Genomic DNA, 21,800 nt, shown 5'->3' on the forward strand with positions numbered 1-21,800 from the left:
GCTTGGACTGCGACGAATTGATGAACGATTTTGACAACGAATTAAATCAGCGCCTCAACGCGATCCGCGAACAAGGACTGTATCGCGAGTTGCGGCGCATCGACTCGCCACAATCCCCGCGCATCGAATTCAACGGCCAATCACTGCTGAACTTTTCTTCCAACGATTACCTCGGTCTGGCCAACGATCCGGCGTTGAAAGAGGCTGCCATCAAAGCCGTTGAAAAATTTGGCGCGGGCAGTGGTGCGTCGCGGCTGGTCTGCGGTTCGCTCGCTCCGCATCACGCATTGGAGGAAGCGCTGGCCACGTTCAAAGGCACCGAAGCCGCCCTGACTTTTTCCTCCGGTTACGCTGCCGCGACCGGCACCATCTGCGCCTTGCTCGGCAAAGAGGACGTCCTTGTCACCGACAAGCAGGTGCATGCCTGTCTCGTCGATGCCGCGCGGCTTTGTGGCGCGCAACGCCGCATCTTCGCCCACAACGATTTGAACGACCTCGAAGATATTCTTCGTTGGAGTTCAAGCTTTAGCTTGTCCGCGGACACGCTGAGACGTGACCTCCAACGACCGCGCGTGCTGATCGTCACCGAAAGTGTCTTTTCCATGGACGGCGATTTCTCGCCGCTCCGCGAAATCGTCGAGTTGAAGGAAAAATACGGCGCGTGGTTGATGGTGGACGAAGCCCACGCCACCGGTGTCCACGGCCCGAATCGACGCGGCCTCGCCGAGGAACTCGGCGTGAGCGATCGCATCGACATCCAGATGGGCACGCTCGGCAAGGCTTTGGGTTCAGCGGGCGGATTCATCTGCGGCTCGCGCGTGCTCATCGACTTTCTGATCAATCGCGCCCGCAGCTTTATTTTCTCCACTGCCCCCGTGCCAGCCGCCGCTGCCGCGGCGAGTGCCGGGATCAAGTTTGTTCAATCCAACGAAGGAGCAAAGCGTGCCGAGACGTTGTGGCGTCACGTTCATCATGTAGGAGACGACGTGAGGAGTCTCAAACTTCTCCGGGAGAAAAGCCAGAGACTCCTCACGTCGTCTCCTGCGAAAAAGGGAAGTGCCATCCTACCGCTCATCATCGGTGATGAAGTCGAAGCCGTCGCAACTGCCGCCGCGTTGCGCGAGCAGGGAATCTTCATCCCCGCCATCCGTTATCCCACCGTCGCGCGCGGCTCCGCCCGCCTGCGGATCACGCTGACCGCGGCGCATTCGAGCGAGGAGGTTGGAGAATTGACGTCCGCGTTGTCTCAAATCGTAAATCGCGATTCGTAAATCAAAAATGAATCGGCTCGCCCAACTCGATCACCAGTTCATTTGGCATCCCTTCACCCAGATGCGCGACTGGCTCAAGCGCGAGCCAATCGTAATCGTGTCTGGCAAGGGCGCAGTGCTGCGCGATGTCCACGGCAAGGAATATCTCGATGCCAACTCGTCCATTTGGACCAACCTGCACGGGCACAACCATCCGAAGATCAACGCGGCGATTCAGCGCCAGTTGAAAAAAATCGCGCACTCCTCGGCGCTTGGCCTGGCGAACGAACCGGCGTCGCTTCTTGCCGCCAAACTCGTCGGTGAAGCCAACCGGATTTACGATTTACGATCTAGGATTTACGATCGGATCTGCAAATCAGCGCGTAAATCACAAATCGAAAATCGTACATTGGCGAAGGTCTTCTTCAGCGACGACGGTTCGACCGCCATGGAAGTCGCGCTCAAACTCGCTTATGAATTCGCCCGTCGCACTCGTGGTTGGAGTTCACGCTTCAGCGTGTCCCCGAACAAGCTGAAGCTTGAACTCCAACCCAAATTTCTTTCGCTCGCGGACGCATATCATGGCGACACGGTAGGCGCGGTTTCGCTCGGCCACATTGACCTGTTTCATAAAGCGTACGCTGGTTTGCTCTTCAAGTCGGACAACGTCATGTCGCCCTACTGCTACCGTTGCCCGTTCAACCGCGCCAAGCCGGAGCGTGCCGACGCGCGCGAATATCGCAAGTGCAACTGGGAATGCGTCGGCAAGGTGGAACAAAAATTCTCGGTGCAAAAGAAAAAGGGCAATCCGTACGCCGCCATGGTCGTCGAGCCGCTGATTCAAGGCGCGGCGGGAATGATACCGCAGCCGAGCGGCTGGTTGCGTCGCGTGGCGGAAATTGTTGGTGGCAACGGCGCGCAGTTGATCGCCGATGAAGTGATGACGGGGTTTGGCCGAACGGGCCAACTCTCAACTCTCAACTCTCAACTCTCAACCTCCCTGTTCGCCTGTCACCATGAAGGCGTTCAACCCGATTTCATGGCGCTCGCCAAAGGGCTGACTGGCGGTTATCTCCCAATGGCCGCGACGCTGACGACACAGAAAGTGTTCGATGCCTTCCTCGGTGAATACGAGGAATTCAAAACCTTCTTTCACGGCCACAGTTTCACCGCCAACCAACTTGGCGCGAGCGCGGCCCTTGCGTCCCTGGACATTCTGACCAGCAAGGAGTCCTTGGTCGCGCGCGCCGCCTTGCAGGCTGGGCTGCGCGGCGAACTAGCGTCCTTGTGGTCCCTTCCGCATGTCGGGGACATCCGCCAAGTGGGACTCATTGTCGGCGTGGAACTGGTCAAGAACTGGCGCATGCGCGAACCGTTCGACCTGCGCGCGCGCGCGGGTATCCGAGTCTGCGAAGCAATGGCAAAGCGCGGCGTGCTGACGCGACCGGTCGGAAACATCATCGTGCTCATGCCGCCATATTGCACGACCGTGAGGCAGGTGCGGAGGATGGTCAGTGCTTTGCGCGAGGCGATTGAAGAAGTGCTTTAGAAAAAGCCCCAAGCACCAATATCCAAGCTCCAGAGAAACACCAAAACAAAGGCTCCAAACACCGTCATGCGTGGCTTGGTGCTTGGAGCTTGAAGTTTCTCTGGATGTTGGAGCTTGGGGCTTGGAGCTTTTCAGTGTCCGTGCTGATGTTCCTGAATGTATTCCTGCTTGAGGCCGAGTTTCTCCGGCGCGTGAAGCACCAGCATCTTCATCCGCACATCGGACGGGATTTCTGTGCGGGTCATTTTGGAAACGACAATCATCAGCGTGATCGCCAGCGGCACGGTCCAGATCGCCGGTTGTTCGCAGAGAATGCGCAACAGCGGATGACCCGCCCAAAATGAATCGAGCGGCAGCCATTTCAAATCGCTGAAGCTGGTCAACGAAATGCCCAGCAACGCGAGACATCCGCCCGCCAACATGCCGGTGGCCGCGCCGCGCATCGTCATGCCGCGCCACCACGCGCTCATGAAGAGCAACGGAAAATAACTCGCCGCCGCAATCGCAAACGCCTGCCCGACCATGAAGTTGATTTGAAATGGTTCGACTTGCATGCCGAGCAGGATGGCGACTGCGCCCACGATCACAGCGCAAATCTTGAACGCGCGCATTCGCTGCTGCGGCGTGGACTTTGGCCGCAGCATCCGGCCATAGACGTCATGCGCCAGCGCGCCGGTCATCGAGACAAGCAAACCGCTGAACGTGCTCATAAACGCGGCGAACGCACCGGCGCAGGTGATGCCGCTCAAGATTGAACCCCAGGGGATACCGCTGGACGGTTTCTGCGTGTTCGTAGCAGCAGAGGAGAAAGGGGGAAAGGGAGCAGAGGAGACTGTTCCCCCGCGCTCCCCTGCTCCTTTTCCCCTCTGCTCCTTTTCTCCTCCACCCCCATGCTCGTTCAGAATGCGCGGCAACTCCAACACCACCTTATCCGTCCCTTTCGCGCCGACACCTTCGTAGAGTTGCGGCATGAGGTTGCGCCCCATCACGCCGAACACGGGCGGAAAGAGATAAAAGACGCCGATGAGAATCATCACCCACATGGTGGTGCGCTTGGCGGCGACGCCATCGGGGTTGGTGTAGAAGCGCACCAGGATGTGCGGCAACCCCGCCGTGCCGCAGACCAGCGCGATGATGAGTGAATAAGTGTAGAGCAAGGCGTAAAGCCGCACTGGACGCGCTTTGGCTTCGAGCACGCGCAAAGCAGATTTGAGCGACGGTGCATCGGCGGATGGCACTGCCCAAACGGAATTGTTCGAGCCGCTTACCAAGGCGACTCCATTGCTGATTGCCAGCGTCTCGAACTCTCGAAAGAGTTGCGTTCGCGACTTCGCCGAGAGGTTGACCGATTGGAAGACAACGTTGGTAAGGGACTTTTCAAAATGGACGCTGCTCTGACTAAATTCAGAGTAAATTCGCATTGCTACTCCGAAAGAAGCGATTCCGCTCGCCGAATACTTCTGACCGGTAATGAGCCGCCCGAACTCGCTGAGTGGCCGCGTCGCGCGTTGTAAAACCGAAGGCCGCCATCCCGTATCCCAGCTTGACGGTTGGTAAATGAAATAGCGATTTGTATTGAGCAATTCAGATTGCCGCGATGACAAATCCAAAGCGAGTCCAGTCTTGGCGGCTTTGGTCGTGAGTGGGCCGAAGGGAGAAAGCCAGGTCGAATCGGCGGGGGCTTTTTCAGGAAGCTCAAACCGCATGATTCCAGCCTTGAGGTCGAAGAAGTCAGATTTTCGCTTTGGAAGTAATTTTGCGGCAACGGTTGATGGTAACGGTAGACTTAATCCCGCCACATCCACAGCCCCGGTGGGTCCAGCAGACGTTACTCTAACCGTGGCGGTGACGGGGCCAAATTTATTCGTCATGGCTGGCGGTTCTATCGCATTTCCATAAGTCATGATTGGCCCAGGTGGCAAAGCCAAGGTTAAGCTGGGCGCGTGTATTCCATCTAAATCCGCGGTTGAAGCAGTCGGGCTTGCTGAGTCTTGAACCTGACTGTCCGACTCGGCCAATGAGGCATTAGTGAGGCTATGACCGCCGGGTGATCGACGACCATCATTCGCCCCGAGTTGCTTCCCATAATGTCCATAGACCGCCATGAGGACGAAGATGGGCACGGAGATGGCGAACATCTTGGCCCAGTATTGAAACGCCTGCACCAGCGTGATGCCTTTCATGCCGCCGAGCGCGACGTTAAGCGTGATGACCGCGCCCACCAGCACCACGCCCGCCCAATACGGCAGGCCGGGGAAAATGTAGGCCAGCGTCGTCCCTGCGCCTTTCATCTGCGGCATCGTGTAAAAAAATCCGATGAACAGCACGAACACGACGGCGATCTTGCGGAACAGCGGCGAGTCGAATCGGCCTTCGGCGAAATCGGGAATCGTATAAGCCCCGAAGCGCCGCAGCGGCCCGGCGATGAACAGCAGCAGGAACAAATATCCGCACGCGTAACAAACCGGATACCACAGCGCATCGTAGCCACTGCTCATCACCATCCCGGCCACGCCCATGAAGCTGGCGGCGCTGAGGTATTCGCCGGAGATGGCGCTGGCATTCCAACCCACGCTGACGCTGCGTCCAGCCACATAAAAATCGTGGGCCGTCTTCGATCTCCGTGCCGACCAAAAACCGACCCAGACCGTGGCGATGACGGTGATGGCGCTGAAGGCGAGTATCCACGGGTCGATGGTGGCGAAGTTCATGCTGGCAGAGGGGAAAAGGTGAAAGGGAGAAAAGGAGATTATGCGCGTCTGCTTGGTCTGGGCAAAAGCCAAACGTCCGGGTTGTTCTGCATCTTCACTAGTTTGCCGAGGATGCGGTCGTAGGCGCGATGGAGTTCGCGACCATCTTTGGCGGTCACGTAGCCGCAGCGAACAGAGTATTCAATCCACGATAGGGTTTCGGCCGCCTCAGCTTCGCCGCCGTTCAGTTTATCGCAGAACGCGGCTTCGTATCGGCGCCGCCGCCAGCCCTCAGCAATGTGACCGGAAACTGACTGCGACGAGCGTCGCATCTGATCCGTGAGTGAATACATTTCCTCGCGAGGGAATCGCTTCGAGAGTTCAAACAGCCGCATTGCTGCTTCCACCGAAAGTTTGTAAACGTCCAATTGCCAATGGTGCGTAATCTTCACAGTTGATTTCATAGGTTTGTATTCTCCTTTTCTCCTTTTCCCCTTTTCACCTCTTCCACTTCACTTTCTTCCAGCGCAATCGAACGTTTGATGAAAATCCACGCGATGATCCACACGAGCGGAAAGAACAACACGCCGAGAATGAACCACGTCAGCGTGAACCCAAACACGCGCGTGGCCATCACTTCGGGAAAGAAATAGTTCAGCAACGGCAGGCCGAGCAGCGCGAGGAGGAACGTGGCAGCACAGGCGATGGAGAGCTTGAGTTGCCGCCGCATCAGCGTGTGCAGGAATTCCTCGCTGTGCATGTCCGGCTTTTCAGATGTTGGCTTTTGCATGGGTCGTGCGGTGTTGTAGCGGACAGGGGTGCCAATTCCAAGCTCCATCCTTCAAGCTCCAGACGAATCGTTGATGTGCCTGGAAGCCTTTTGGCGCAACCGTCGCTGGCAACTTTTGTTCTCCCACATCACGCACGGCGACCTCTGTAAAAACTGAGAGTCGCCCGGCTTCGTTTCACTTCGCATAGCGCCGCAGATACTTTACCGCCACGGTCAAATCCCGGGGCCACGGCGCGGTGATGGCAACGGTCGCGCCGGTGACGGGATGCGGGAACGTCATCTCGCCGGCGTGCAGCGCCACACGCGAGATCAGCGGACGCTCGGTTTGATTGGGCTTCAATCGATAGGTCGATTTCAGACGCGACAACAACAGCGGACTGCCGCCGTAAAGGGAGTCGGCGACAACGGGCCGGCCGACATGCCGCAGATGCACCCGAATCTGGTGCGTGCGCCGGGTTGCGGGCCGGCAATTCAACAGCGCGTAGCCGGAGAATTGTTCCAGGACTTCAAACTGCGTTTGCGCGTGTTTGCCGCGTTTTTCATCGACCCGGATCAAACCGGCGTTCGCCGGATGCGGCGCCAATTTCGCTTCGACGGTGAACGTGGCTTCTGGCGGCGTACCGTGAACCAGCGCAACGTAATTGCTTACCGGCTTGTCCGTGCCGAAAAGATTCGCGAGGGCTATCAACGTGGGTTTGCTTTTGGCAAGCAACAGGACGCCGCCGGTTTCGAAATCAAGCCGGTGTGCGTTCATGAGGTAGGACAACCCGCGTTGTCTGGCCCATGCCGCGCCGCGCTCGATGCCGGCGTGAAGCAATGTCATCAGGTTTGGCCGGTGCGCGTCGAAGCGATCCGGCGACGTCAGCAGATGGCCCGGCTTGTCGATCGCGAGCAGGTGTGCGTCCTCGAACAGCACGGGGATTTCCCAAAACTCGCGGGTGGCCGGCGAAGAAAGTTTGATGGGGTTGTTCACAGAATTCCTCCCGCCTTCCAATTCGGTCAACGCGCCGAGGTCGCTGTTATTGCTGACTCACCTGGCCTCTGGGGATTTGCAGGTAACCCAGTTCCATCTGTTTGCGAAACCAATCGTTGAAGATCTCGAGTTGTCGCGACTGGCGGACCGATCTGAGATAGTTAGGCAAATCGGCTTTCAATCTGGATTCGTCCACCGGCAGTTGCGACATGACATGAAGCACCATCCCTCCTTCGCTCGTGGGAACGAAGCCGCTGGTCTTGCCCACGGGCGTCTTGAAAGCGATTTCCTTGAGAAAGGACAAATTGATCCGCTCCTCGAACCCGGGCAACGTGCGCGACGCCAGCGAAAAGGACGGCAAGGTCACCGGTTTGACTTTCGCTTCTTCGCACACGGCGGCAAAGGTTTTCCCCGCCGCCAGACCAGCGGTCAACGCGGTCGAAAAGTTGGTGCCGGCCTGGCGCGCCAGTTGGATCGCCTGAACAAACCGGTAATCGGCCGTCACCTGCTCGCGAATCTTGTCCAGCGGCTGGATCTCGCTGGGAATTTTTTTCTGGAAGGCGATGACATAAACACCGTCCTCACCGGCGATGGGATTGGCGAACGGTTCCTGTTCCGTGAGAGAAAAGGCGGCCTTGGTGAAATTCGGCGGGGACAGGAACTCCACCGGACCGTCCTGAATGTCGAACGGCGCGGTGACTTTGACCTCCAGTTTCTTTTGCGCGGCGAGCTTGTCCAGATTGTCGGCGCGCTGGGGCGAGAGGTCGGACAGCTCGGTGGCAAATACAGCGGCCGCTTTTCGGGCACCCAGCAAAGCTAGTTCATTGTGCATCTCCACCTTGATCTTCTCCTTGGCCTCTTCCGGTGATTTGGCCTCCCGATAATAATTGGTGCCGCGTTTCTGATAGATGTATTCCAATCGCTCATTGAGGTTGGTCAGCTTCGCCATCTCCACATCGGCTTCCACAAAAAAATTGGTCATCGCAAACTTCACGTAACGGACCTGCACGCGGTCGGGCAGGCGGTAGCGCGGCATTTGATTGGTATAAAACCGGCCGACCGCTTCGGGCGTCACGACGACGGACGCCAGGTGATTCGAGCTGGTGAAGAACACCGCTTCCGTGGCCATCTCCTGCTGCTCACGGCGGTAGAGCGTTTCCCCCTCGTGCGGTGTGATCAACTGGCCGCTCAGTCCCAACACGGAAATCATCTGTTGGATGCCCAATTCATGACGGATGAAACGGGCGAAATCGCTTTCGCGAAAGCCGGCGGGCCGCAGGACCCGCTCCAAAAAAGTTTCATAAGACGAAGAGCGCAACACTTCCGCCGCCAGGCGGGCAACCGCCTCGCTGCTCACCTGGATATTCAGGTCCTTCATCTTCTCGTTCAGCAGCACCTGATTGTAGGTTTCGCGATTGACGTTGAAACTCGTTCGTTTGGCCTCGGCATCCCGGTCCGGCCAGTCGCCATGCGTCACGAAATAGCGCAGATAAACATCGCGTTGGGCGGCCAGAAACTCCTCCTCGCTGATGGGATGGCCGTTGACCATGCCATAATCCGCTCTACCGCGGGTGGGGCCGGACATCTTGGAATACGGGGAAAAGAAAACCACAAAGCTGATCACGATGATCACAATGATGGCCCACCACAACCAGGTTTGATGACGTCGAATCGTGCCGAACATAAAGTTATCTCAAAAAATTAGAGGGCGCACCCTAGCCGTCTTTACCATCACGGGTCAAACGCAAAAAGCGGTGGTGCGCGGCGTTAAATCCAACTTTACAAGCCCTGGCGGATTGTGCGACGCTCGCAGCCCTATGTTAAACATCAGGAAATTCTTTCCGCTCGTGCTGCTGCCCTTGCTGTTGGCGGGTTGCTCTTCCATCACCAACCTCACCCCGTTGCAGCAGACCCGAAATGCCACCGGGTTGTATCCCGTGGAGGTCGCCCTGGCGTCACGACAGCAAACTCTGCGCTGGGACAGCATCAAGCCATACGTGGTGGTCGGCGTCGATTTCTACCCGATGCGCCCCACCCCGCTGATGAAAAATCGCTGGGAAACGCTGGTGCCCGTGGCCGCCACGACCAACGCGGCCTACTACAAGTTCAAATTTGATTTCCAATACAACAGCATTCCCCATCCGCGCAACGACAGCAAATTGTCCGGCGAATACAAGCTGACCATCCTGGACAAATAGCAGCTTGTTCAAAAATCTTGAACTGCAACGTAGCCACCGACGTGAGGAGGTGGATTTCCCAGCCAGTCGAAGCGAATTGTCCGCCTCGTTACCTCGGCGGCTACTGTTTGAACGGGCAGTCAGGTCGCTTCATCCGGCGTTGCCGTCGCCATTGCCGCGCGGCTTGAACGCCGCCAGATAAAGCGACTCAAAATCCCTTGCCGTGATCGGTCGCGGGTTGAAAGATGCCGTCCATTGTTGAGCGGCTTCACGCGCGAGCAGTTTGATTTTGGATTTTTCCACATCACATTCCGCCAGCGAACGGGCGATTTGCGCCGCGTTCAACAGCGTTTCCAACCGTGCGATCAGTGCATTCACCGCCTTCTCCAAACCGTCGCTGACACAAGCGATCTCCGGCGCCGAAGCCAGTTCCGCATACGCCCGGCGCGCGTGCGGCTCGCGTGAGTTGAACCGAACCACGAGCGGCAACAGGATGCCGACCGCCTCGCCGTGCACCACACCGTAATGCGCTGTGAGCGGATTCGCCGCGGCGTGCGCCGCGCCCAGCATGCTGTTCTCGATTGCCGTGCCCGCAAACGCCGCGCCGAGCAACATCCTGCCGCGCGCAGCGAGATCGTTCGGGTTTTTCAGGACGCGCGGCAAATTCGGCACCGTCAGCTTGAACGCCTCGTGCGAATACATCAGCGAGAGTTCATTTCGATTCCTCGCGACAGCGGTTTCCACGGCGTGAGCGATGGCGTCGATGCCGGTATGCGCGGTCACCGCCAACGGCTGTGAAATCGTGAGTGCCGGATCGAGAATGGCGATGCGCGCCGCCGCTTTCGAGTCACCACAAGCCATCTTCTGATGCGTCTTTTCATCGGCGATGAGCGCGAAGGACTGGCATTCGCTGCCGGTGCCGGCAGTGGTCGGAATCGCGATCAACGGCAGCATGGGCTTCGTCGCTTTGCCTCGACCCAAGTAATCCCGCATACGCCCGCCGTTGGTCAGAATGAAATTGCAACCCTTCGCCGTGTCCATTGCGCTGCCGCCGCCCAACCCGACGATGGTGTCGATGCCCGCGTTTCTGGCGACCGCCGTGCAATTATCGACGCAAGCCGTCGTCGGATTTTCCCGCGCCTCATCAAAGATCGTCACCTTCAAACCGGCGGCCCTGAGAAAGCGATGCACCCGTCCCGCATGGCCGGCGGCAACAATGCCGGGATCGGTGACGAGTAAGACTCTTTTCGCGCCGAGGCCGCGCGCCAGTTCGCCGACGCGCGCGACGCTGTTGACGCCAAAGACCAGGCGTGTGCGCGGTTGGTGGTCGAACGCCCTCAGATCGAATTCCCGGAAAGCAGCCCGTGCCCGCGATATTTTTGTCTTTGATTTCAAAACAATTCGGAACGCTTCAAACCCTACCCGCAATCAGACGCGACAATTCCCGCTTCTGTTCAATGCGCGCGCTGAAATGGTCAACCCGAAATGGTCAGGCCTGTTCCATCGAACGCCCCTTGTAAAGAAACTCAAACCGGTTGTCGAGCGTGTGGTGAATCCTGTGGTCGTTGCGCAAATGTTCCAATTCAAACCCGCGTGTGCCTTCAACGAAGGCCCTCTCCGCGATAGCGATGTGCCGCGCGAATCAAGGTCAAACCTGTGCGAGCCGAACTTTCGCAAATGCAGCTCAAACGAAAGCCGCGCGCAATGAATAGGCTCTACTCATCTACTGCCACGCTTGCCAATGCTTCTTCCGATCGCTCTAGTTCGCGGGTTTTCATCATCTGTCGCGGGCGACTTCTTTCAGCAATCTTTGACAGATTTCATACGCGGCGGCCAGACGAATCGCACGTACAACTTTGATGCCTCTGATTTGCGCAACTTCGTCCAGCGGCCGGTTCATCAATCCGGCGAGCGTGCCGTATTTATCGAGGAGAGCGTTTGCGCTGTCCATCGCCGAGTAACCGCGCCCGCCGCTTCCAATGAGGATCGCCAGAAGTTCGGCGTCCGAGCAATTCGCCGCGCCCAGCTCGAGAAGTGTTCGTCCCGGTTTCACAGGCGAATGAAAGGACAAGCGATGCAGTTCCGCAAGAGGGATTACCGGAGCGGGACTTGATACCTACCCGTACTTCAGTACACTCCCTCCACAATCGTTTTCTCCATCGCACCGGACCGTTACTTTTTTGTGCGCCCTTTGGATTTTCCGTTGGCCGGCAGCACTTCCAACTCGGTAACGAGGTCGAGGTCCAGGATCGAAAACGTGTGGTCATTTCGCAACGCAACGATGGTCGCGCCTTTCTGGTCGTAGGCCAGAAACTCGTTGTGCGGGATCGGGAACGTGCGTCCATCAGCGGTGTGAATGGCAAATGGACGGAACGGCCGCGCTTGATGCATCGTTCGCAACTCTTCGATTTTCATGGCTTAACCTTAGCAAATCCTCCTGCGGCTTCAACTGGTTTCAATAAGCCCCTTTCCAGAATCGTCTGCTCCATCGCGCCGAACGAGCGCACTTCAGCCACCTCGTCCCAGGCGTAGGGCGCGCGCGGTTCGCGGCGGATAGCTTCTCCGCGTTCGAGGAAACGCATCGTCCTCCCAAGTCACGCAAGGAACAAGTCGGCGGATACGCCGAAATGCTTCGCAAGGATGCGGACGTGGTTGAGGGTCAGTTGTCGTTCGCCGCGCAGGATCATTGCGCCCAACGTGCGGTGAACGTCCAGCAAGCGCGCCAAATCCGCTGCGGTCATGTCGTGGGTATCCAGCAGGTGTTGCAGGGCCTCCCGGCCGCTGACTTTTGGGGCGGTGAGTTGCGCGTGTTCCTTTTCGTAGTCCTCGATCAAGCGACAGAGCAGATCGAAGTAATCTTCCTGGTCGGCGGTCAGTTTGTGCCCGGCCATCGAGTCGGTGATTTCGGTCACGTTGTCGAAATCCACCTTGTCAGAAATAGGGCGAGGCAGGAGCAGCCGGCAAAGTCCAGCGTAGTCCTTGGGCAGGCGGGCAAAATCATTTTTTGAGCGTGTCGTCTTCATAAAGTCTCTCTCCAACGGTCTTTGCTGTATTCGGCGTGCGTCAGGAAGCGCAGCATGTAAACGATCTGCCGGTTGAAGTGCATCGCCACGATCAACCGATAGTCGTTACGGCGCACATTGAACACCAGCACCTGTCGTCCGCTGCGGACTTTCACCGAGTCGGTATCGGGATAAGTCTGCCGCACATCAACGGGGTTTCGCCAGGATGCGGCTCTAACAATCTTGCGCCACGTTTCCAATTGCCGAGCGGCGGGCGGATGCATCTGTCCAGCCTGCACCAGAAGCGCCTCTTTGATGATGCGCACGGAGACAATTTGTATCCAGCAGGAAAATCTGTCAATGCCGGGCTTTTTAGCAAGGCCGTCCGCCTCAATACACCTCTTCCACGACATTCTTCTCCATCGCGCCGGGGCGCACCAAAGCCGCGATTCGGGAAGGCGGCACGTCTTCAACGGCCCGTTAGTGCAAGTAAAGGCCAGGGCTGATGGTTTCGACTTCGAAGAGAATGCCTTGTTTCCCTTCGATGGCCTGAAGCTTGCCGTCCGTGCGCACGATCACGTCGCCGTTGGCCGTGGCCGTGTCGAAGACCTCCGCGTACTGTGCGAGACGACCGCGAACGTCCTGTTCCAGCCGATGATCGGCATCCGTGGTGGAAGTGGCGACGGCGATGCGCGGCTTGACAACATCCAAAAATTCCTGACACGAACCGCCTGAGCTGCAGTGATGCGTGATCTTCAGCACGTGCGCGGGCAGGTCGGCCCGGTTCGGCGATTGCAAAAGGTGTTTCTCGTATTCGTCGTAACCGTCTCCGGTGAACAGAAACCGGGCGTTCCTGAATTTCATCGCCATGAACACCGACTGGTAATTCGTGCCGTGCGAGGAGGGCGGACAGGTGAACGGTTTGACGGTGACACTGGAACCCAGTTGGAATGTCGTCGGATTTCTGCCGCCGCCCACATGGACGACGGCGAGGTGGTGCCCGCCCAGTTCCGCAACCTCCAACGCGAGGCTGCTGGGGTTACCACCGTTGAGATAATCTGGCGCTGTATCACAACGCCACTCTTCTGGAAATTAGCGTGGGCGATCCGGCCAAAATTCAGGTCGAGCCGTGGCGTTGATCGAAAAACGAACCTTGGCGACTGGTTAAAGGGCAGCACCGGAGACTGGCAATAAGGTCGTGAAAGTGTCCCTCAGCGCGCCGATCACGGCGTTTCCACCGCGCGGAAGAACCTGACCGACGGATTGGCGGCGTTCACGCCATCCACCCGGATCAGTCCGTTGGTAAACACCAGTGGATTCGCCAGCAATGTCCAGTTGCTCAATGGCAGCGACACGTTGGTCGTGGCATAGACCTGAACATGCGACACGAGCTCAGCCGTCAGCGAACAATTGTCCACGCCCCCAAGGAACAACGTCAGGCCCCCGCCAGACGGGGCGCTGAGCGGAAGGAAACGAAGTGGCGGATTCAGGGCAGCACTCGCGCTGAGGGCCTTACCGTAGGGATTCGAGACGGCCACATTGTAGTTGCCCCCGCTGCAGGGCTGCATGACAAATGTCAACGTGCTGTTGGTTTCTCCCGGAAGGTTGACCCCGTCCTTGCGCCATTGATAACTCAAAGGCGCGCTCCCCACGGCGCTCACACTGAACGCCACCGTCCCACCCAACACGACCACCTGGTTGGCCGGGTTGGTGACAATGGTCGGCGGAACTTTACCGGCCCAGAGGAGTGCATTGGCCATGAGACGTGCGCCGTCAGTGCTGGCAACCCAGAAATCGCTGCGGGCGTCGCTGGAGGGCGGGAAGAAATTCAAACCCGCGGTTCGGCCCGGCGCAATTTCTTTAGCCCCCACGAGCGGTTGACCATTGCTCCAATGGGCAACGAGGGCAGCCCCTGAAGCAATGCTGATCGGATTGTTGTGAAAGCTTGACGATCCGCCATTGAACAAATTAACGCCATCGAGGATCGGATGAAGCGGCAGGTCTGCTGCCAACGTTAGATTACCGGGTTGCGCCTGACCCCCAGTCGTGAAGGGCAGATAACCGCCGGTGACAAATCGACCTTGGAGACCTGGACCGCTGGAATCGTAGAAGCCAAAGGTTGCCAGCACCACTCCACCATCCAGATCGACGTAATCAGCGAGCGCATTGCCCACGTTCGTGTTGTTGTTGAATCCAATGTCCGAATAGACCAGCACAGCCTGATAACGCCGCAAATCGGCGAGCGTCGGCACGGGGTTGCCGGCATCGACGCGGATGACGTCCACCTGCGAAATCGAGCCGACACCAAGGAGTTTGTTTTTCACGTCGGCGTTCCAGGTGTCCACACCCTCCGCCGCAAAAATCGCCGCGCGTGATCCGTTGCAAACGTCATAACCTCGCCACAGTCCGCCTAGGTCGTCCACGATGAAGACCTTGCCGTTGCAGTAGCTGAAACTATAGGCCGAGTCGAAACTGGTGCCGGCGCCAGACAAGACTGCCTGGGTAACGCGGTTGCCGGCACCGTCCCAAATCGACAGGATGCCGCCGCCGTTGTAAGTCAACCAGAAGCCGCCGACCGCGGCAATGCCACGGCTTTGCGGAGAGTTGGTTTCCCCGGCGACCGACCCGAACCCCTGGAGGTTGACGCTGCCCAAATATGCGCCGTTCGTGCTCCAGCGCGAAACCACTCCGTCCGCCATCGCGATGTATTCCGTGCCAGCCCCGTTCAACACCACCGACGATTGTGAGTCGAGGCTGCCGCCGGTCAGCGTGACGCCGGAATTGGTGAAAACTCCCGGCGACACCTGCCGGTAAATGATCGGGTCGGCATACGCCCGCGCCAGAACCTGCCCGCTCGCATTGGTAAATACGGAACGGAAATCCAGTCCCGGCTGGTACGTGGCAATCAATGTTCCCGACGCGCTGTAGCGGGCAAGATTCGTCACGCTCGCAGCGCCGCCATGCGCGCACCAGTAGTTGGTCCCGTCAAACGCCATTGTCATGACGGTGTACTGAAGCGGAGTGTCGGCAAACAGGAGATTGGCAAAATAATTGGTCTTGAACGAGCAACCTTCACTGATGAAGGCGGGCGGCGGTGCGAAAAAGATCGGGACGTTGACGGAAGTGCCGGCACTGCAACCGGAGGCATTGAACACGGTCAATCCAAGCGTCACGTTGCCCGAGGCGCCGGCGGTGTAGGAGATGGTCTGAACATTCGCCGCACTGGTGATGGTGCCGTTCACGATGGTCCACGCGTAGCCGGCATAACCACTCGGAGCGCCGGCCTGGTTGCCGAAGGAATTCGCACTAACACTCGCCGGCGACGGTGTAATTGTTGGCGTTGCAACCGGGCTGACCAAGGTGACCGTGGCGTCATTCAAAGTGGTTGTCGTGGGATCGTCCGTCACGACGTTGATGCCGCCGTCGGCGGTAACCACACCTTGATTGGTGACCTGACAGACGCCTGATGGCAAAGGACTGTTGATCGTCACCTGGAAAACGATCGTGACCCCTTTCCCCGAGGGAAGCGTGCCGAGGTTGATCGGCGTGAACAAATAATGTGCGCCGCTCTGGCTGCCCGGTTGAGCGCCGGAAGCCTGACCTGAAACCGGCAATCGCCTTTCGCCCGTGGTGAGAAAGCCGTACATGACGTTGTCTCTGGCTTCTGAAGCGTAGCTGTCCGCCAAACCCGCGGCGTGACCCATCTCGTGCATCACGGCGGTGAGCAGATCGATCCGACCGGCCGGTAGGCTGTGCGGATCAGCGTAGAGTCGAGTCGCTATAGCCGCGTTTGCGAACTCAGAATCATCCAAGGGTGTGGGATCAATGAACCAGCCGTGACCGGCGGCATTCGGACTCAGCGTCACTTGGTTCAACGTGGAAGAACCGAGATACCAACCGGCCAGGTCGGTTACTTTGAATTCTACCTGCTGCAATGCGGCGACCTGCTCACTCGTCAACCCGGCGGCCCGCCAGCGTTGCTCGGCGGCTGCGACGATGTCTTCCAACCTGGCGTCGTTCAGAATCGTGTCGTCCTCTGCTGTGTCGAAGTCATTCGGACTCGCAACGGTCAGCGTCGCGGTAGAGGCGGACGGCTCCGATGAAGTGCGCGGCTTGATCTCCGCGAGGATAGCCGCTTGCACACCGCCGGGCGCAGCAATCAGCGGTGTGCTGCAAGCCGCGCCACCCACGAAACCGCCGCCGGGTGGAACGTTCACCGTCGCGCTGCCGGTCGGGATTCCGCTCCCGCTGTTGTTGCCTTGAGCAAAGGCAATGACCGCAGCGGTATCGGCGGCGGCGCCGGCGTAGCCGGGCAATCGTACCGTGGTGCTGTTTCGCTGGCGGAGCCGGAAGTCGGTCGCGCCGTTGGCGCCACTGCCGGCAATCGAATTGGCCAGCGCGCCCGCGCCACCGAACTGGAGGCAGACCGCATTGGCGTTGCCGACCAGCGTGCCGGCGTTCAACAAGACGCCGTTGATGGCGAAGGTGCCCGGATTGGTGACCGTATTGCCGGTAATCTTGACGTTGAGCGCTGCGGTGCCGGCACCTTCGCCCGTGATCATTTCGATGCCAACATTGTTGTATTGATAGACACGGTTGCTGCTGATCGTTACCGAATGACTGCCGGCATCGTGCGACTCCACATCAATGCCATCACCCTGGGCCGAGCCGGAATCGGCGACGCCCTGGAGGCCGACGACGTTGTTCGAGATGGTGCCGGTCACCACGCTGGTGCCGATGCCTTTGTTGGCGGTGATGGCACCGCCTTGCACGGTGCCGGAAATGGTGTTGCCGGCGATCATGTAATTGAGCGAACCGGGCGCGTTGTGGTTGCCAGTCGAAACCACAATGTTCCCGCCCACCAGCGATGAGTGTCCATAGGTCAGTGTGTTGTTGGAAAAAGTAATGCTCATCACCGCGGTGTCCTGGGCGTTCGCGTGGAAGTGGCTGTTGGCGTTTGTGCGGAAAGTGCAGCCGGTGACGCTTGCAGTGAGATTGGCGGTGCCCTGGCCCTGGATTTGAATGCCGTCGTTCCCGGTGGCTTGATTGTTCTGGATCGTGCAGGCACTGATGGTCAGGTTCAGGGAGTTGGAAGAATTCAATACGCGCAGGTTGTCTTTGACGCCGCCGCTGATGGTGCTTCCGGTGATTGAAGCGGTGCCATAGAGTCCGTTGAGGATCACCGCGCCTTCGTCCGGCGTCTGCAACGTGCTGTTGCCATTGAGGCCGGTGATCGAGTTGCTGATGATCGTCAGGTTCGTCACGCCGCTGCCAAAGATGCCGAAATTCGGATGGTCATTGAGTTGCATCGAGGCGAGCGAAACATTCTGAGCATTGATCAGGCGGACGCCGATGCCAGCGCTCGCGCCATCGCCGCCAATCGTTTTTTGGATCCTTCCGCCGCTGCTGGCCACGCCGGTCCCGGTGACGGCGAAGCTGCCGGCGGTGTTGTTCAGCACAATGCCATTGGGACCGTTGGTCGCTGAAACGCTGATGAGGAAAACGTTAAGGGTTCCGTTCTCGAGGTCCACGGCCGTGGCATTCGTGGCCGACACAAGGACGTTGCTGATGGTGAGCGTTCCAACAATGGTTCCGAAAATTCCGCGCCCTGCGCTGCCGGTTGCGCTCAGTCCCAACACCGAATTCCCACTGGCAAGTGCGATTGCGTCTGTACCCGAACTGCTGATGGCAGGCCGGCTGGTTGCGGTGACCAGCGTGTAACCGTTGACCACCAAGTTGACGCCCTGACCGATGAGTTGTTGGTTGTTCTTCAGAGTAATGCCGCCGGTATAGGCGCCGCTGCCCTGGTAAACGAAAATGATGTCGGCAGCGAAGGACGCGGCCTGTGCGGAAGCGAGGTTGTCGAACGGCGACGAGGAGCGACCGGTGCCATTGGTGCCAGTGTTGTTCACGTACCAAACGCGATTACTCACATTGAGGGTTACAGTCGCCAAGCCCGTCAGCCCTCCGGTGTCCGTGATGGTGTAATTGAAAGTGTCTGTGCCTACAAAGCCCGCCCCCGGCAGATACGTAAACGTGCCATTGGCGGCCAGATTGACCGTGCCGCCATTGGCAGTGAGGCCATTGACGATGGGCGTCAGGGTGAACGAATCGCCGAGAAACTCGGCGTCGTTATTCGTCACGCTGCCTCCCGGCACAAATAGCTCCGGCCCGGCGCCCGCGCCGCCGCCCACGCGCAGCAAGGTGTTGCCGATGGCGGTGTAGGCGTCGTCCTTCGCCAGCGGCGAGACATTCACCGAACCGTTCACCAAGGTTACGTTGGGGTCGAGTGGGTCGCTGAACACCGCGTTCGTGACGCCGATCGGGCCGCTGTTCGTGATCACGACGGTGTATTTTAGCGTGTCCCCCGCGTCGGCATTGCCGTTGCTATTATTGTCCACGGCCAACTGCGCTGTCTTGGTCGCGGAAATGGAAACCACTCCAGAGGCGTTGCCAGCCATCAAAACTGCGGCAATAAACATCAGGAAGCACGTCGTTTTCATCGTAGAAAGTTCTCTTCTGAATTCGGCAACCACTTCATCAGGTTGTAAACACCGTTGCTGGCAATCTTCTTAAATCCAAGTCGTTCGTACAAACCGCGCGCCCGGTTAAAACTTTCCACGTAGATTGTCGCCTGTTTGCCCAGCCGCGCGGCCTCCGCGAGAATATCTCCGAGCAATTTGGTTCCGATACCTTGGTTGCGGTACTGAGGCAACAGCGCGATGTCCATGATCCGAATCTCGTGCTCCCGCCGATGAACGTATAACCGGCCCGCCGGTTGTCCTTCGACAAGGATGATTTGAAAGTTAGCGCCGGGATAATCGGATTCATAAGAGCGACGTTGCGCCTCGAACTGCATCCGCAAGAATCTTTCGCGCTGCGGTTCTCCCCAGCCGATCTGGGCCAGTTCTTCCTGACGCGTGCTGGCGTAAACCTCGAAGAGAAACGCCTCGTCCCCTTCGCGCACCGCGCGAAGACTCACGCGATCTTGCAGGGTTGTTTTGGAGAGGAGCATAAGCAACGGACAATCTGTCGCGTTAGTGCCGGCCAGTTTACGTTCGCGGTGGAAACACTCCTTGTAGAGCGATGCAAAAATTCAGGGTGAGGTAGGGCATCAGGTTGTTGTGCGGCTGACTGCCGCCAGCCACAGCCATCATCGCACTGGACATTTGAGTGGGTGAATTGGCCGTGGTGCGATACGCGAATCCATTCGCGGACCTCGCGAGTGAGACGGTTGGGTCGGGCGCCTGGACGTCGGCGGGATCCGTCGCGGCTTGAACAATGTGAGTATGCGCGGGAATCTCCGAATCCAGCAACGTGACAATGTCGGAGCCGCCGGTTTCTCCCAAATCGTGATTGGAAAGACCGGGACCCTGTCCCGGGTGCATCGGTGCGGCACCTTGAAGATCGGGCAAGGCAAACGTGCTCCTTCCATCGCCACCATAAGTAGTACCGAGAAGCGAGAAGAGAGCGGTATTCTGCGAGAGGGGCAGGAGCTGCCCGTTGCAAAAAGCCCAACCTTTGGGCGCAAAGTTGAACGGGAAGATTCGGATTTCAGCGACAAATGGATCGGCCATGATTTTTCTTAGGTTGGAGACGGGAAGATCCCGAACAGACTGATGATAAAACTTACGCAAAGGTAGGGCTGGAAGTTGGTGTGCGGCTGGCTGCCGCCGACGCTCGGCAGAACCGCGGTGTTCAAGGCCACAGCGGGCGGGCCTTGCGTGAACATTTTAATGGTCGGTGACGCCGCAATCACATTGTTCCCTGGGTTCGCCTGATTGCCGGCGTTCGTCGAAGCCAGCAATGGATGAGCGTGAATGGGAATCTGTTGAACAGTGAGCGTCACTTCTTCAACTCCGCCGGTTTCAGCCAGAACAAAACCGTTGCCTTGATGGATTGGCAACCGACCGCGCAGGTCGGGCAGCGCAAAGGTGCTTTGTCCGTCGCCGCCGTAGGTAGTGCCGATTAGGTTGAACAACGTCTCGTTTTCCGAGATGGGCAGCAACTGTCCTTCGCAAAACATCCAGCCGGCCGGCGCGAAGTTGCCGCCGAACATTCTAATTTCTCCGACGTAGGGTTGTGCCATGGTTTTGTCCTCAGTTCTGGGATGGAAAGATTCCCTGCAACGCGATGCAAAAGCTGATGGTCAGGAACGGCTGCATGTTGAGGTGAGCCTGGCTGCCACCAACATTGGTCACCGCGTCCGGGCGCAACGTGGTCAGGTTGGCAGGCCCGGCATAAACATTGTTGGCCCCGCCGAGAAAGTTGTTTCCCGGATTCGGAGTGAAGGGCGGCTGACTCGGATTCGCTCCAGTGTCCAGCGAGGCAGTTGGAACATGTGTGTGCGCCGGCATTTCGTCAATGGTCAGTGTATGCGACTGCTCGCCGCCGTTTTCGCCCAACGTGTGACCGTTGCCGACGTGGATAGGTACGCGGCCTTGAAGATTGGGCAAGGCAAAGTTTACACGACCATCGCCGCCGTAGGTGGTTCCCAACAACGAGAACAGCGCCTGATTCTGGTTGATCGGCAGGAGCTGGCCGTTGCACAAAGCCCAACCTTTCGGCGCAAATCCGAAACTCATCAACCTGATTTCACTTAGAAACGGTTCGGCCATAAGCTTCTGATTCGGTTTCTTCTCTCATCCTATCGCAGGTGGCGGCTGGAGCGTTGTCCTGAATCGTGCGTCACCGGACGATTAAAAATGGCCTCGTAGTCACAATAGTTCCGGTGCTGGATGCCAACCGGCACGATGAACATGGTGAAAAGTCCCAAGTCGGCGTGCTCAAACCAGTAGGTGTCCTGCGGCAACGGTCTGGTTGGTGGCCCGATGAAGCGCAACGCAAACTTTTCGTTCTGCGCATCCTCCGCAATCGGTGCCGAAGGATCCCCGGGCGACGGACGCCACCGCGCTTCGGCGAGTTCGAGTTGCACCGGGGCACCCGCGTGGTCATAAACACGGAATCGGCCACCGACGCGCGCGGCGAACGCCGCGAAGCTGATGTCTTCAAGCGGTACGGTTCTCCTGCTGGCTGAGGCGTTGAGTACCAGCACAGGGGCCAACACGGCGCCGGCTGCCAGCCTGGCAGAGTCACTCAAGAATTCACGACGAGTATGCAAAGTGTAACGCCGATCCAACAGCATACGACCCAACGTTGTTCATCAGGTCGGCAACCACATCAACTGTTACCGTAACCGCAAGGAGAGGTCAATGTTTTAGTACGCAACTGTCGTGTAGCAAACAAAGTTGGAAAAGAGTGTGCGATCAAAGTTGGAATGGATTCAGAACACTGGGCAATGGAGCAGAACGATGGGTTTGGCTTCTGGGTCTGGAGCGTGGCGGAGGTAGTAAATGTCTCCATCGGGGC

At 58.2% G+C, this 21,800-nt stretch carries 21 protein-coding genes; 3 read left to right on the plus strand and 18 right to left on the minus strand.

The window, feature by feature from the left end; translation table 11 throughout:
• The first annotated feature begins 20 nt into the window (after nucleotides 1–20).
• Nucleotides 21–1,271: an 8-amino-7-oxononanoate synthase gene (locus tag HY298_22710; GenBank protein ID MBI3853072.1), complete on the plus strand. Its 1,251-nt coding sequence runs from the start codon at nucleotides 21–23 to the stop codon at nucleotides 1,269–1,271.
• A 7-nt stretch (nucleotides 1,272–1,278) separates the two neighbouring features.
• Nucleotides 1,279–2,799, plus strand: coding sequence for an aminotransferase class III-fold pyridoxal phosphate-dependent enzyme (locus HY298_22715; GenBank protein ID MBI3853073.1), 1,521 nt, complete (start codon nucleotides 1,279–1,281; stop codon nucleotides 2,797–2,799).
• Nucleotides 2,800–2,930: 131 nt separating this feature from the next.
• Here HY298_22715 and HY298_22720 read toward each other — a convergent pair whose 3' ends face one another.
• The 5 genes from HY298_22720 to HY298_22740 all read right to left on the minus strand — a co-directional run bounded on the left by HY298_22720 (nucleotide 2,931) and on the right by HY298_22740 (nucleotide 8,936).
• The gene (locus tag HY298_22720) at nucleotides 2,931–5,510 is read right to left on the minus strand and encodes a cation acetate symporter (GenBank protein ID MBI3853074.1); all 2,580 of its coding nucleotides are present in this window, start codon (nucleotides 5,508–5,510) and stop codon (nucleotides 2,931–2,933) included.
• Between the two features lie 38 nt (nucleotides 5,511–5,548).
• Nucleotides 5,549–5,953, minus strand: coding sequence for a four helix bundle protein (locus HY298_22725; GenBank protein MBI3853075.1), 405 nt, complete (start codon nucleotides 5,951–5,953; stop codon nucleotides 5,549–5,551).
• Nucleotides 5,950–6,279: a DUF485 domain-containing protein gene (locus tag HY298_22730; protein MBI3853076.1), complete on the minus strand. Its 330-nt coding sequence runs from the start codon at nucleotides 6,277–6,279 to the stop codon at nucleotides 5,950–5,952. Before HY298_22730 ends, HY298_22725 begins: the two co-directional genes overlap by 4 nt.
• A gap of 175 nt (nucleotides 6,280–6,454) precedes the next feature.
• Nucleotides 6,455–7,252 (minus strand): RluA family pseudouridine synthase, encoded by a 798-nt coding sequence (locus HY298_22735; GenBank protein ID MBI3853077.1) that lies wholly within the window; start codon nucleotides 7,250–7,252, stop codon nucleotides 6,455–6,457.
• Between the two features lie 46 nt (nucleotides 7,253–7,298).
• Nucleotides 7,299–8,936: a peptidyl-prolyl cis-trans isomerase gene (locus HY298_22740; protein MBI3853078.1), complete on the minus strand. Its 1,638-nt coding sequence runs from the start codon at nucleotides 8,934–8,936 to the stop codon at nucleotides 7,299–7,301.
• Nucleotides 8,937–9,069: 133 nt separating this feature from the next.
• Between HY298_22740 and HY298_22745 the strand changes: the two genes are divergently transcribed.
• Nucleotides 9,070–9,450, plus strand: a complete 381-nt coding sequence (locus HY298_22745; GenBank protein ID MBI3853079.1) for a hypothetical protein — start codon at nucleotides 9,070–9,072, stop codon at nucleotides 9,448–9,450.
• A 129-nt stretch (nucleotides 9,451–9,579) separates the two neighbouring features.
• Here HY298_22745 and HY298_22750 read toward each other — a convergent pair whose 3' ends face one another.
• The 13 genes from HY298_22750 to HY298_22810 form a co-directional block, all read right to left on the minus strand.
• Nucleotides 9,580–10,770, minus strand: coding sequence for an iron-containing alcohol dehydrogenase (locus tag HY298_22750; GenBank protein ID MBI3853080.1), 1,191 nt, complete (start codon nucleotides 10,768–10,770; stop codon nucleotides 9,580–9,582).
• 436 nt (nucleotides 10,771–11,206) lie between these two features.
• Nucleotides 11,207–11,482, minus strand: coding sequence for a hypothetical protein (locus HY298_22755; GenBank protein MBI3853081.1), 276 nt, complete (start codon nucleotides 11,480–11,482; stop codon nucleotides 11,207–11,209).
• A 119-nt stretch (nucleotides 11,483–11,601) separates the two neighbouring features.
• Nucleotides 11,602–11,844 carry a hypothetical protein gene (locus tag HY298_22760; protein MBI3853082.1) on the minus strand — a complete coding sequence of 81 codons (243 nt, stop codon included), beginning with the start codon at nucleotides 11,842–11,844 and terminating at the stop codon, nucleotides 11,602–11,604.
• A complete protein-coding gene (locus tag HY298_22765) occupies nucleotides 11,841–12,011 on the minus strand; it encodes a hypothetical protein (GenBank protein MBI3853083.1) in 171 nt (56 codons plus the stop codon). The genes HY298_22760 and HY298_22765 overlap by 4 nt, the downstream gene beginning before the upstream one ends.
• Before the next feature lie 12 nt (nucleotides 12,012–12,023).
• Nucleotides 12,024–12,452 carry a helix-turn-helix domain-containing protein gene (locus HY298_22770; GenBank protein ID MBI3853084.1) on the minus strand — a complete coding sequence of 143 codons (429 nt, stop codon included), beginning with the start codon at nucleotides 12,450–12,452 and terminating at the stop codon, nucleotides 12,024–12,026.
• The gene (locus tag HY298_22775; protein ID MBI3853085.1) at nucleotides 12,449–12,757 is read right to left on the minus strand and encodes a type II toxin-antitoxin system HigB family toxin; all 309 of its coding nucleotides are present in this window, start codon (nucleotides 12,755–12,757) and stop codon (nucleotides 12,449–12,451) included. The genes HY298_22770 and HY298_22775 overlap by 4 nt, the downstream gene beginning before the upstream one ends.
• Nucleotides 12,758–12,911: 154 nt before the next feature.
• Nucleotides 12,912–13,454 (minus strand): hypothetical protein, encoded by a 543-nt coding sequence (locus HY298_22780; GenBank protein MBI3853086.1) that lies wholly within the window; start codon nucleotides 13,452–13,454, stop codon nucleotides 12,912–12,914.
• 200 nt (nucleotides 13,455–13,654) lie between these two features.
• Complete coding sequence (locus tag HY298_22785) at nucleotides 13,655–18,934, minus strand: cadherin-like domain-containing protein (protein MBI3853087.1); 5,280 nt, start codon at nucleotides 18,932–18,934, stop codon at nucleotides 13,655–13,657.
• Nucleotides 18,931–19,446 (minus strand): GNAT family N-acetyltransferase, encoded by a 516-nt coding sequence (locus tag HY298_22790; protein ID MBI3853088.1) that lies wholly within the window; start codon nucleotides 19,444–19,446, stop codon nucleotides 18,931–18,933. The genes HY298_22785 and HY298_22790 overlap by 4 nt, the downstream gene beginning before the upstream one ends.
• Nucleotides 19,447–19,483: 37 nt before the next feature.
• Complete coding sequence (locus HY298_22795) at nucleotides 19,484–20,008, minus strand: phage tail protein (GenBank protein ID MBI3853089.1); 525 nt, start codon at nucleotides 20,006–20,008, stop codon at nucleotides 19,484–19,486.
• An 8-nt stretch (nucleotides 20,009–20,016) separates the two neighbouring features.
• A complete protein-coding gene (locus tag HY298_22800; GenBank protein MBI3853090.1) occupies nucleotides 20,017–20,520 on the minus strand; it encodes a phage tail protein in 504 nt (167 codons plus the stop codon).
• Nucleotides 20,521–20,530: 10 nt separating this feature from the next.
• Entirely contained in the window at nucleotides 20,531–21,049 is a 519-nt protein-coding gene (locus tag HY298_22805; GenBank protein ID MBI3853091.1) for a phage tail protein, read from the minus strand.
• 29 nt (nucleotides 21,050–21,078) lie between these two features.
• Nucleotides 21,079–21,531: a hypothetical protein gene (locus HY298_22810; protein MBI3853092.1), complete on the minus strand. Its 453-nt coding sequence runs from the start codon at nucleotides 21,529–21,531 to the stop codon at nucleotides 21,079–21,081.
• Between the last annotated feature and the right edge of the window lie 269 nt (nucleotides 21,532–21,800).

Source organism: Verrucomicrobiota bacterium, from assembly GCA_016200005.1.
GTDB lineage: Bacteria > Verrucomicrobiota > Verrucomicrobiia > Limisphaerales > PALSA-1396 > PALSA-1396.